Origin of the sequence: uncultured Ramlibacter sp. (genome assembly GCF_936925435.1) — a bacterium.
Lineage (GTDB): Bacteria > Pseudomonadota > Gammaproteobacteria > Burkholderiales > Burkholderiaceae_C > Ramlibacter.
The window spans coordinates 137,859-150,394 of the sequence record NZ_CAKZHQ010000004.1 but is presented as its reverse complement, the minus strand read 5'-3'; the positions used below and the strand labels follow the sequence as shown (position 1 = coordinate 150,394).

The window sequence follows — 12,536 nt, the reverse complement described above, 5'->3', positions numbered from 1 at the left end:
GGCGGCCCAGCGGCGCTCAAGCCTGCTTCTACGTTAGCGGTAACATGCGGCAATGCCTGCCGCCGTGCCGCTTCCCCGCCCCCCCCGCAGCGCCCGCCGCGGCTCCGGCGGCATCACCCTCAATGACGTGGCGCGCCTGGCCGGCGTCTCGGCCATCACCGTCTCGCGCGCGCTCAATACGCCTGATCTGGTTTCGGTCGAGACCCTGGCCAAGGTGCGCGACGCCGTGGCCCGTACCGGCTACGTGCCCAATCTGCTGGCCGGCGGCCTGGCCTCGAACCGCAGCCGCCTGGTGGCGGCCCTGATCCCCACCATCGCAGGCTCGGTCTTCCTGGAGACGGTGCAGGCGCTCACGGACACATTGGCCGCCGCTGGCTGCCAGCTGATGCTGGGCCAGAGCGGTTACGACGGCGCGCGCGAAGAAGCGCTGGTCGACGCCATCATCGGCCGCCGTCCCGACGGCATCGTGCTGACCGGCCTGCTGCGCTCGGCGGCCGCGCGGCGGCGCCTGCTGGCCTCGCGCATCCCCGTGGTCGAGACCTGGGACCTGACGCCCACGCCCATCGACATGCTGGTGGGCTTTTCCCACGAGAAGGTCGGCGCGCGGGCGGCTGAGCACCTGCACGCCCAGGGCTACCGCAGCCCGGCCATCGTCACTGCCGACGACCACCGGGCCGGCCTGCGCCGCGCCGGCTTCGAGGCCCGCATGCGCGAACTGGGTGTCAAGAAGGTGCCGGTCTGCGTGGTGGCTGCCCCCAGCACCCTGGGCAACGGCCGGGCCGGCCTGCGCCAGCTGCTGGCCGGCCGCGGCAAGGTCGACGCCGTGTTCTGCAGTTCCGACGTGCTGGCCCACGGCGTCATCACCGAGGCCCTGGCCCAGGGCCTGGCCGTGCCGCGCGAACTGGGCGTGATGGGCTTCGGCGACCTGGGCTTCTCGGCCCACATCCATCCGTCGCTGAGCACGGCGCAGGTCGATGGCGCAGCCATCGGCGCCCAGGCCGCGCGCTTCATCCTCGACCGGGTGGAGGGGCGCGATCCCGGGCCGCGGGTGCGCGACATCGGCTTTGCCATCGTCGCACGCGAGAGCACGTGAATCCCCGATTGACAAGCCGCGTGCCCCGGCTACCATCTGGTTCTGTTAGCGCTAACATCATTCAACCATGACCACGAACCCCCGCAAAAAGCCCGAAGAACTCCGCTCCCACCGCTGGTACGGCGTGAAGGACCTGCGCTCCTTCGGCCACCGCTCGCGCACCGCCCAGATGGGCTACCACCGCAGCGACTACGCCGGCAAGCCGGTCATCGCCATCATCAACACCTGGAGCGACATCAACCCTTGTCACTCGCACTTCAAGCAGCGGGTGGAAGAGGTCAAGCGCGGCATCTGGCAAGCCGGCGGCTTCCCGGTGGAAATGCCGGCAATCTCCTTGAGCGAGCCGTTCCAGAAGCCCACGACCATGCTGTACCGCAACCTGCTGGCCATGGAGTGCGAGGAGCTGCTGCGCTCTTACCCAGCCGACGGCTGCGTGCTGATGGGCGGCTGCGACAAGACCACGCCGGCCCTGGTGATGGGCGCCATCTCCATGGATCTGCCCACCATCTTCATGCCGGCCGGTCCCATGTTGCGCGGCGACTACCGCGGTGAATACCTGGGCTCGGGCTCGGACACCTGGAAGTACTGGGCCGAGCTGCGCGCCGGCAACATCACGGAAGACGACTGGCAGGATGTGGAGAACGGCATCGCCCGCTCGCCCGGCCACTGCATGACCATGGGCACGGCCAGCACCATGACCAGCGCGGTCGAGGTGCTAGGCCTGACGCTGCCCGGCGCATCCTCCATCCCGGCGCCCGATTCGCGCCACGCCCAGATGGCCACGCTGACGGGCAAGCGCATCGTCGACATGGTCTGGGAAGACATCAAGCCCTCGGACATCCTGACCACCCAGTCCTTCGACAACGCGGTGACGGCCTGCCTGGGCCTGGGCGGCTCGACCAACTCCATCGTCCACCTGATCGCCATGGCGCGCCGCGCCGGCGTGGCGCTGGACTTGAAGCGCTTCGATGCGCTGGCCCGCCAGACGCCGGTGATCGCCAACCTGCGGCCCAGCGGCAAGTACCTGATGGAGGACTTCTTCTACGCCGGTGGCCTGCGCGCCTTCCTCACCCAACTGGGCGAGCTGATCGACTTCTCGCAAAAGACCATCAACGGCCAGACCCTGGGCCAGAACGTGGAAGGCGCCAAGGTCTTCAACGACGACGTCATCCGTCCGCGCAGCAAGCCGCTGGTCGAGAGCGACGGCCTGGCCGTGCTCACCGGCAACCTGGCGCCCGGCGGCGCCGTCATCAAGCCGGCGGCCATGGAAGCGCATTTGCGCAAGCACAAGGGCCCGGCCGTGGTCTTCAAGGACTACAACGACATGAACGCGCGCATCGACGCGCCCGACCTGGCCGTCACCAAGGACAGCGTCATCGTGCTGCAAAGCGCCGGCCCGCAGGGCGCGCCCGGCATGCCTGAATGGGGCCAGCTGCCGATTCCGCAGAAGCTGCTCAAGGAAGGCGTGCGCGACATGCTGCGCATCAGCGACGCCCGCATGAGCGGCACCAGCTACGGCGCCTGCGTGCTGCACGTCACGCCCGAGTCGCACGTGGGCGGGCCCTTTGCCCTGGTGCGCGACGGCGACATCATCGAGCTGGATGTCGAGGCGCGCAGCATCAACATGCTGGTCCCGGCCGAGGAGATCGCGCGCCGCCAGGCGGCATGGCAAGCGCCGCAGCCGAAGTTCACGCGCGGCTTCGGCGTGATGTACCTCAAGCACATCCAGCAGGCCGACACCGGCTGCGACTTCGACTTCCTGGAGACCGAGAAGAAGGCCGCGGCCGGCGAAGAGCCCGAGATCCATTGACGGACTCCCCAAGAAAAGCACAGGAGACAAACATGACACTGCAACGACGCACCGCGCTCAAGGTGCTGGGCGCGGCCGGCCTGACCGCCGCCGCGCCCTGGACCCTGGCCCAGGACGGGCCCTGGCCATCCAAGCCCGTGGCCTACATCGTGCCTTTCACGCCCGGCGGATCGACCGACGTGATCGGCCGCACCCTGAGTGAGAAGCTGCAGGCGGCGCTGGGTCAGCCCTTCGTCGTGGACAACAAGCCGGGCGCGGCCGGCGCGATCGGCGCCAGCTACGTGGCCAAGGCCAGGGCCGACGGCTACACCTTGTTTGGCGGCACCATCAGCACCCATGCCATCAACGCCAGCCTGTACAAGAACCTGCCCTACGACCCGGTCAAGGACTTCGAGCCTGTGGCCCTGGTGGCAACCTTGCCCAACGTGCTGCTGGTCGGCCCCGGCCTGGGCGTCAACAGCGTGCAGGAACTGGTGGCGCTGCTCAAGAAAGACCCAAGCAAGCGCAGCTTCGCGTCCTCGGGCGCCGGCACCTCGACCCACCTGGCAGGCGAGATGTTTGCCGACCTGATCGATCTCAAGCTCACCCACATCCCGTACAAGGGCACGCCACCGGCCATGGTCGACGTGGCCGCGGGCCAGGTGCCCTTCATGTTCGACCAGATGACGGCCGCCGTGGCCCTGGTCCAGGCCGGCAAGCTCAAGGTTCTGGCCTGCACCACGGCCAAGCGCATGGCGCTCGCGCCGCAGGTGCCCACCATGATGGAGTCGGGTGTGCCGGGCTTCGAGATGTCGTCCTGGCAGGCGGTGTACGCGCCCAAGGGCACGCCGCGGCCCATCGTGCTCAAGCTCAACGCCGAGATCAAACGCATCCTGGCCCTGCCCGACGTCAAGGAAAAGCTGGGCACGACCCTGGGCATGGACATCGTGGCCAGCACGCCCGAGGAACTGGCGGCCCACATGGGACGCGAGATCCCGCGCTGGGCCGAACTGGTGAAGAAATCCGGCGCAACGCCGGGCTGAAGAAGATGACCATGACCAACGACCTTTCCGCCGACACCCGCGAGCTGCTGCGCCACGTCAGCGTCGCCACCCTGTGCACCCAGTTGTTCAAGCGCGGCTTTCGCAACGTCTTCATCCAGGGCATCGCGCGCCTGACCGACCCCTCTGTCGGCAACCTGGTGGGGCCGGCCTACACCATGCGCAACATCCCGGCGCGTGAGGACCTCGACCAGATCAGCGCCTTCGACAACCCCGAGCACCCGCAGCGCAAGGGCATCGAGAGCGTGCCGCCAGGCCATGTGCTGGTGATCGACTGCCGCGGCGAGACACGTGTCGCTTCCGGCGGCCAGATCCTGACCACGCGGCTGATGGTGCGCGGCGGCGCCGGCATCGTCTCCGACGGCCCGGTGCGCGACAGCGCCGCCATCAGCGAGATGGACTTCCCGGTCTACTGCGCCGGTGGCAGCGCGCCGCTCAACCTGATCCACCACCATGCGATCGACCTGAACGTGCCCATCGGCTGCGGCGGCGTGGCGGTCTATCCGGGCGACATCATGGTCGGCGACGACGAGGGCGTTGTCGTGATCCCGCGCCATCTGGCCGACGAGGTGGCGCGCGACGCGGTGGAGCAGGAAAAGATGGAAGCTTTCATCCTGGAGCGTATCGCCGGTGGCGCCGCCTTGCCCGGCACCTACCCGCCCAATGCGCAGACCCGCGCGCAGTTCGAGGTCTGGCGCAAGGAGCGCGGCCTCTGACGGCGCCGCCGTCCAGGGAGGGCCCAAAGAAAAAGCCGGCGCAGCGCGCCGGCTTTTTTGCTTTCAGCCCTCCTGGAGGGACACTGATTATGCGCGTGTGCCGCGCAAGCGGGCACAGGTTTACAAGTGCTTTTTGCGCGCAAGCAACAGCTCCTTTGGACCTCAAGCAGGACTGGCCGACAGAACTTTCCCCTAGAAACTTATGCCTCTTTCGCTGTGTCCATCTTTGACCTACAGTGAAGCCGGATTCCGGCCTACAGCACGCTTGTCACACAGTTGGGTCAAGCGCGTAAAGTGGGCACAGAAATGGCTTGCTGCACTGGTGTCAATTTCACTTGACCGAAGGAGGTTCCATGGACGTCGTTCGCAATTTCCTGGCGCGTTATGAGCAGACACGCGAAGAGGAAATGTCGCTGGAAGAGTATCTGGAGGCGTGCAAACGGGACCCCCTGGTCTACGCCACAGCGGCCGAGCGCATGCTGGCAGCCATCGGCGAACCCGAGCTGGTCGACACGCGCCACGATCCCCGGCTGTCGCGCATCTTCGGCAACAAGATGGTCCGCATCTATCCGGCGTTCAAGGACTTTTACGGGCTGGAAGAGCCGATCGAGCAGGTCGTCTCGTGCTTCCGCCACGCCGCCCAGGGTCTGGAAGAGAAAAAACAGATCCTGTATCTGCTGGGCCCGGTGGGCGGCGGCAAGTCCTCCATCGCCGAGCGCCTCAAGGCCTTGATGGAGCAGGTGCCGTTCTACGCCATCAAGGGCTCACCGGTCAACGAGTCGCCCCTGGGTCTGTTCAACAACGCCGAGGACGCGCCCCTGCTGCAGCAGCAGTACGGCATCGCGCCGCGCTACCTGCAGCGCATCATGTCGCCCTGGGCCGTCAAGCGCCTGGAAGAGTTCGGCGGCGACATCCGCAAGTTCAAGGTGGTCAAGCGCTACCCCTCCATCCTCAAGCAGTGCGGCATTGCCAAGACCGAGCCGGGCGACGAGAACAACCAGGACATCTCCTCCCTGGTGGGCAAGATCGACATCCGCAAGCTCGAGACCTATGCCCAGGATGACCCCGACGCCTACAGCTATTCGGGCGGCCTGTGCCTGGCCAACCAGGGCCTGCTGGAGTTCGTCGAGATGTTCAAGGCGCCGATCAAGGTGCTGCACCCGCTGCTCACGGCCACCCAGGAAGGCAACTTCAAGGGCACGGAAGGCTTTGGCGCCATCCCGTTTGACGGCATCGTCATGGCCCACTCCAACGAGAGCGAGTGGAAAGCCTTCAAGAACAACAAGAACAACGAGGCCTTCCTCGACCGCATCTACATCGTCAAGGTGCCGTACTGCCTGCGCGTGGCCGAGGAAACAAAAATCTACGACAAGCTGCTGCGCAACTCATCGCTCAAGGACGCGGTCTGCGCGCCCGGCACGCTCAAAATGATGGCCCAGTTCTCGGTGCTGACCCGCCTGAAGGAGCCCGAGAATTCGAGCATCTTCAGCAAGATGCAGATCTACGACGGCGAGAACCTCAAGGACACCGACCCCAAGGCCAAGAGCTTCCAGGAGTACCGCGACTATGCCGGCGTGGACGAAGGCATGACGGGCGTCTCCACCCGCTTCGCCTTCAAGATCCTGTCCAAGGTCTTCAACTTCGACTCCACCGAGATCGCGGCCAACCCGGTGCACCTGATGTACGTGCTGGAGCAGCAGATCGAGCGCGAGCAGTTCGCGCAGGAGGTCGAACAGAAATACCTGTCCTACATCAAGGAGCACCTGTCGGCCCGCTATGCGGAGTTCATCGGCAAGGAAATCCAGACGGCCTACCTGGAGTCGTATTCCGAGTATGGCCAGAACATCTTCGACCGCTACGTCACCTACGCCGACTTCTGGATCCAGGACCAGGAATACCGCGACACTGATACGGGTGAGATCTTCGACCGGGTGGCGCTCAACGCCGAGCTTGAGAAGATCGAGAAACCCGCCGGCCTGTCCAACCCCAAGGACTTCCGCAACGAGATCGTCAACTTCGTGCTGCGGGCCCGCGCCAACAACGCCGGCAAGAACCCGCTGTGGACCAGCTACGAGAAGCTGCGCACGGTGATCGAGAAGAAGATGTTCTCCAACACCGAGGACCTGTTGCCGGTGATCTCCTTCAATGCCAAGGCCAGCGCCGACGAGCAGAAAAAGCACGAGGACTTCGTCAACCGCATGGTCGAGAAAGGCTATACCCACCGCCAGGTCCGCTTGCTGTGCGAGTGGTACCTGCGGGTTCGCAAGAGTTCGTGATGGCGGAGCGTTCCATGCTCCACCAGGTCATCGACCGCCGGCTGTCGGGCAAGAACAAGTCCATCGGCAACCGCGAGCGCTTCCTGCGCCGCTACCGCGAGCAGATCAAGGACGCGGTGCGCAAGGCTGTGGGCGACCGCAGCATCCACAACATCGAAGAGGGGGCGGACATCACCCTGCCCAGGCGCGATGTGTCCGAGCCGGTGTTCAACCATGGGCCCGGCGGCAACCGCGAGACGGTGCATCCGGGCAACCAGGAGTACGTGCGCGGCGACCGCATCCCCAAGCCCCAGGGCGGCTCCGGCGGGGGCGGCGGCAGCCAGGCCTCGGATGACGGCCAGGGCGAGGACGACTTCGTCTTTCGCATCACGCGTGAAGAGTTCATGAACTACTTCTTCGACGACCTGGCCCTGCCGCGCCTGATTCGCACCCAGCTGCTGGCCGACGCGCCGGAGTGGAAGAGCCGGCGCGCCGGCTTCGTCTCCGAGGGCAACCCCACCAGCCTGCATGTGGTGCGCTCCATGCGCGTGGCCCTGGGCCGGCGCATCGCCATGGGCGGCGACGCCCGTGTCGAGCTGCGCGAGGCGCAGGAGCAGCTGGCCAGGCTCAAGGCCCTGGACCACACGCCGCCTGCCGAGATCGAGGCGCTGGAAGAACAGATCGAGGTCTTGCAAGCACGCCTGCGCCGCGTGCCCTTTCTCGACCCCTTCGACCTGCGCTACCGCAACCGCATCCGCGAGCCTCTGCCCACCAGCAAGGCCGTGATGTTCTGCCTGATGGACGTCTCCGGCTCGATGGACGAGGGGCGCAAGGACCTGGCCAAGCGCTTTTTCATCATGCTCTACCTGTTCCTGAGCCGCCACTACCGGCAGACCGACGTGGTCTTCATCCGGCATCACACGCAGGCGGCCGAGGTGAGCGAGGACGAGTTCTTCCATGCCACGGAGAGCGGCGGCACCGTGGTCTCCAGCGCCCTGAGCCTGATGCACGAGGTGATCCGCGAGCGCTACATGGGCACGGAGTGGAACATCTACGGCGCCCAGGCCTCGGATGGCGACAACTGGCAGCAGGACTCGTCCAAGTGCCGCGAGCTGCTGGACAACAAGCTCCTGCCTCTGTGCCGCTACTTCGCCTATGTGCAGGTGGCCGACGAGGACCAGAACCTGTGGGAGGAGTACACCGCCGTGCGCGCCGTCAACAGCAACTTCGCCATGCAGAAGATCTGCACGCCGGCGCAGATCTTCCCGGTGTTCCGCGACCTGTTCAAGAAGAGTCCGGCCAACGCAGCATGAACACCGCAGCCCATACCGACAGCGACATGATCAGGGGCGCGAGTCGCCTGCCCAATGCCTCGGACTGGACCTTCGAGCTGATCGAGACCTACTTCGCCGCCATCGAGAAGACGGCCAAGAGCTTCGGCCTGGACACCTACCCGGTGCAACTGGAGCTGATTTCGGCCGAGCAGATGCTCGACGCCTACGCCTCGGTGGGCATGCCGGTCAATTACCGCCACTGGTCCTTCGGCAAGCAGTTCATCTCCAGCGAGAAGAACTACCGGCGCGGCCACATGGGCCTGGCCTACGAGATCGTCATCAACTCCGACCCCTGCATCGCCTACCTGATGGAGGAGAACACCCTGCCCATGCAGGCCCTGGTGATGGCCCATGCCTGTTTCGGCCACAACAGTTTCTTCAAGGGCAACTATCTGTTCCGCATGTGGACGGACGCCAGCTCCATCATCGATTACCTGGTCTACGCCAAGGCCTACATCGCCGAGTGCGAGGAGCGCCACGGCGTGGACACGGTGGAGGAGGTGCTCGACGGCTGCCATGCGCTGATGCACTACGGCGTGGACCGCTACCGCCGGCCGCAGAAGATCTCCATGGTCGAGGAAGAGGTGCGGCGCAAGGACCGCGAGGCCTACCTGCAGCAGCAGGTCAACGACATGTGGCGCACCCTGCCCAAGGCGGCCGGCAAGCAGGCCGAGAAGAAGGCGCGGCGCTTCCCCGAGGAGCCGCAGGAGAACCTGCTGTACTTCATCGAGAAGAACGCGCCCCTGCTCGAGCCCTGGCAGCGCGAGATCGTGCGCATCGTGCGCAAGGTGGCGCAGTATTTCTACCCACAGCGCCAGACCCAGGTGATGAACGAGGGCTGGGCCACCTTCTGGCACTACACCCTGCTCAACACCATGTACGACCAGGGCCAGCTGGCCGACGGCTTCATGATGGAGTGCCTGAGCTCCCACACCAACGTGGTGTTCCAGCCGCCGGTCACCCACCCCGGCTACAGCGGCATCAACCCCTATGCGCTGGGTTTTGCCATGTTCACCGACCTGCGGCGCATCTGCGAGCACCCGACGCAGGAAGACCGCGAATGGTTTCCCGACATCGCGGGCAGCGACTGGATCAAGACGCTGGACTACGCCATGCGGCACTTCAAGGACGAGAGCTTCATCGGCCAGTACCTGTCGCCGCGCCTGATGCGCGAGATGCGGCTGTTTTCCATCGTCGACGAGGCGCAGCAGCAGGAGCTGGAGGTGGCGGCCATCCACGACGACGCGGGTTACCGCCGGGTGCGCGAAGCCCTGTCCAAGCAGCACGACCTGAACTGGCGCGAGCCCAACATCCAGGTCTGGAACGTCAACCTGCGCGGCGACCGCGCTCTCACCCTGCGCCACGTGCGCCACAACGAGCGGCCGCTGCACGACGGGGCAGAAGAAGTCATCAAGCACGTCGCCCGGCTCTGGGGCTTTCGCGTCCGGCTGGAAAGCGTGGATGCCCAGGAGCGGGTGTTGCAGCACTGGGAAGTGACGCCGCAGCACCAGCACGGCTGAGGTTTCATCCGTTTGTTCCGGCCCTATCATGGTCGTCAGTTGCGGCCAACGTTCGGCGTTGACAGCGACCCGTCGGCGCAACAACCAAAGAAGGCTGAACCTCAATGAACCCCGATCTCACTCCTGACTCAGTTGGTTTGAATCAGGATGCGCTCGCCCGGCTTGGCGCCTCCATTCAGGCCGACATCGACAGCGGGAAGCACTTTGGTGCTTCGATCCTGGTTGCCCGCCACGGTCAGGTGGCTTACCAGGCGAGCTTCGGAACGGTGGCTCCGGGTCGCGCTCCATCAGGTGAGGACCGCTACCTGCTCATGTCGATGTCGAAGGCATACACCGCGACACTCGTTCTCAAGGCAATCGATGAAGGCCGGTTCGGCCTCGATACACGGATCGCGGACCTCGTTCCCGGCTTCGGCGCACTGGGAAAACAGCGGGCGACCCTGCGGCAGTTGCTGGCACACACCGCGGGGCTGCCCTTCGGCCTCGTGCCGCCTCCGCTGAGCCTGGACAAGGTCGGCGACCTCGCGCTCAAGGCTGCCGCGATGTGCGCATTGCCTGCCGCCTACAGTCCGGGCACCAAATGCATCTATACCTCCGGCTTGGGCTACGACCTGCTGGGCCACATCCTCGTCATTACCGATCCGAAAAAGCGCGACTTCAATCGCATTGCCCAAGAGGATTTGTTCACCCCATTGGGCATGGTGGACAGCAGCTTCGGGTGCGCGACCGACGATCCGCGGCGGGTTCCGGTGTCGTTTACTGAAGCGAATGTGGGGCCCACCACACCCATGCTTCTTCGCCTTTTCAATGAGTTCCTTGGCGCGCAAGCGGAGATGCCGAGCGGGAATGCGTATTCCACGATCAATGATGTCTTCCGTTTCACAGAAGTCTTGCGCGGGCGCGGGACGGCGCACGGCCGGCGCGTTCTCTCGCCCGCGCTCTTCGACTACGCCCGGCAGGACCATGCACCGGGCTTGATGAACGACGCGACCGCCTTCGAGGTCGAAGCGCGCGGCCTCGACGATTTCCCGGCGCACTTTAGCTTGCTCGGTGGTTATGTCCGCGGGAGTGGGCACATCCTGAACGCGACCGGGCACACAGCGTCACCGCAAAGCATCGCGGCGGTCGGTGGTGCCTCCACTGGGTGGATGATCGACCCCGAGCGTGATCTCACGGTCGTCTTCCTGTCTGCCGGCTTCATTGAGGGGCTGCGCCATATCGAACGTGTGCAACGCATCAACGACCTCGCCCTCGCGGCGGTCGACGCCTGACGCAGGGCGGAGACGCAATCCGGGAGCCGCCTGGCCAATCGTTCAAGCCGACGCCGGTGCCCAGGCCTGCGTCAGACCACGCCCTGGGCCAGCATGGCGTCCGCCACCTTGACGAAGCCGGCGACGTTGGCGCCGTCCACGTAGTTGATGCTGCCGTCCTTGCGCTGGCCGTGGGTCACGCAGGCCGCATGAATGCCCTTCATGATGGTCAGCAGGCGCGCATCCACTTCCTCGCGCGGCCAGCTCAGGCGGCTGGCGTTCTGGCTCATCTCCAGGCCCGATGTGGCGACACCGCCGGCATTGCTGGCCTTGCCGGGCGCGAACAGCACGCGCGCTTGCTCGAACACCTTCACGGCGCCCAGGGTCGAAGGCATGTTGGCGCCTTCGGCCACGCACAACACGCCGTTGGCCACCAGGGTACGGGCGTCCTGCTCGGTCAGCTCGTTCTGGGTGGCGCAGGGCAGGGCCACGTCCACCGGCACAGTCCAGGGTTTTGCGCCGGCGTGGAATTCGCTGCCGGTGCGCTGCGCGTAGTCGCTGACGCGGCCGTACAGGTGGTTCTTCACCTCCATCAGCTCGGCGAGCTTGGCCGGCGTGAAGCCGTCGTTGTCCACCACGGTGCCGCTGGAGTCCGAGACCGTGACCACCTTGGCGCCCATGGCCATGGCCTTTTCCACGGCGTACTGCGCCACGTTGCCCGAGCCCGAGACGCTGACGCGCAGGCCATCGAAGGAGCGGCCGCTGCGCTGGAGCATTTCCTGCGCGAAGTACACCGTGCCATAGCCGGTGGATTCGGGCCGGATCAGCGAGCCGCCGAAGGACAGGCCCTTGCCGGTGAACAGGCAGTCGGCGCGGTTGGTCAGCTTCTTGGCCATGCCGGCCATGTAGCCGACCTCGCGCGCGCCCACGCCCATGTCGCCGGCCGGCACGTCGGTGTCCGCGCCCAGGTGGCGGAACAGTTCGCTGATGAAGGCCTGGCAGAAGCGCATCACCTCGCCCGGGCTCTTGCCCTTGGGATCGAAGTCGCTGCCGCCCTTGCCGCCGCCCATGGGCAGGGTGGTCAGGGCATTCTTGAGCGTCTGCTCGAAGGCCAGGAATTTCAGGATCGACAGGTTGACCGAGGGGTGGAAGCGCAGGCCGCCCTTGTACGGGCCGATGGCCAGGCTGTGCTGGATGCGGAAACCCCGGTTCACGCGCACGGCGCCGTGGTCGTCCACCCAGGACACGCGAAAGATGATGACGCGCTCGGGCTCCACCAGCCTGTCGAGCAAGCCGTGCTCGGCGTACTTGGGGTTGCGCTCGATGAAGGGCCACAGGCTGTCGATGACCTCGGTCACGGCCTGGATGTACTCGGGCTGACCGGGGTTGCGCTCGGCCATCTGGGCCATGAAGTCGTGGCTGCTTGCGTGTTTCATGCGTGAGAAAAGTGTCGGGGATAGAAAGGATGAGCCTGGATTTTCGCACCGGAGATGTGCGTAATCCATTGGTATGCACTCA

The 12,536-nt window shown here is 65.6% G+C and carries 9 protein-coding genes; 8 read left to right on the top strand and 1 reads right to left on the bottom strand.

What is annotated here, in order from left to right; translation table 11 throughout:
* Nucleotides 1-52: 52 nt before the first annotated feature.
* The 8 genes from Q0632_RS04325 (at nt 53) to Q0632_RS04290 (ending at nt 11,039) form a co-directional block, all read left to right on the top strand.
* Entirely contained in the window at nt 53-1,093 is a 1,041-nt protein-coding gene (locus tag Q0632_RS04325) for a LacI family DNA-binding transcriptional regulator (RefSeq protein ID WP_298924722.1), read from the top strand.
* 67 nt (nt 1,094-1,160) lie between these two features.
* A complete protein-coding gene (gene araD, locus Q0632_RS04320) occupies nt 1,161-2,903 on the top strand; it encodes an L-arabinonate dehydratase (protein WP_298924721.1) in 1,743 nt (580 codons plus the stop codon).
* Between the two features lie 32 nt (nt 2,904-2,935).
* Nucleotides 2,936-3,925, top strand: a complete 990-nt coding sequence (locus Q0632_RS04315; RefSeq protein WP_298924719.1) for a tripartite tricarboxylate transporter substrate binding protein — start codon at nt 2,936-2,938, stop codon at nt 3,923-3,925.
* 5 nt (nt 3,926-3,930) lie between these two features.
* The gene (locus Q0632_RS04310; protein ID WP_298924718.1) at nt 3,931-4,659 is read left to right on the top strand and encodes a ribonuclease activity regulator RraA; all 729 of its coding nucleotides are present in this window, start codon (nt 3,931-3,933) and stop codon (nt 4,657-4,659) included.
* A gap of 353 nt (nt 4,660-5,012) precedes the next feature.
* The gene (locus Q0632_RS04305) at nt 5,013-6,935 is read left to right on the top strand and encodes a PrkA family serine protein kinase (RefSeq protein ID WP_298924715.1); all 1,923 of its coding nucleotides are present in this window, start codon (nt 5,013-5,015) and stop codon (nt 6,933-6,935) included.
* A gap of 14 nt (nt 6,936-6,949) precedes the next feature.
* Nucleotides 6,950-8,227, top strand: a complete 1,278-nt coding sequence (locus Q0632_RS04300; protein ID WP_298924713.1) for a YeaH/YhbH family protein — start codon at nt 6,950-6,952, stop codon at nt 8,225-8,227.
* On the top strand, nt 8,224-9,768 hold the full coding sequence (locus tag Q0632_RS04295; RefSeq protein WP_298924711.1) for a SpoVR family protein: 1,545 nt from the start codon (nt 8,224-8,226) through the stop codon (nt 9,766-9,768). Before Q0632_RS04300 ends, Q0632_RS04295 begins: the two co-directional genes overlap by 4 nt.
* A 104-nt stretch (nt 9,769-9,872) precedes the next feature.
* Nucleotides 9,873-11,039 (top strand): serine hydrolase, encoded by a 1,167-nt coding sequence (locus tag Q0632_RS04290; RefSeq protein WP_298924709.1) that lies wholly within the window; start codon nt 9,873-9,875, stop codon nt 11,037-11,039.
* Nucleotides 11,040-11,110: 71 nt separating this feature from the next.
* Here Q0632_RS04290 and gdhA read toward each other — a convergent pair whose 3' ends face one another.
* Nucleotides 11,111-12,454, bottom strand: coding sequence for an NADP-specific glutamate dehydrogenase (gdhA, locus tag Q0632_RS04285; RefSeq protein ID WP_298924707.1), 1,344 nt, complete (start codon nt 12,452-12,454; stop codon nt 11,111-11,113).
* Nucleotides 12,455-12,536: the final 82 nt, after the last annotated feature.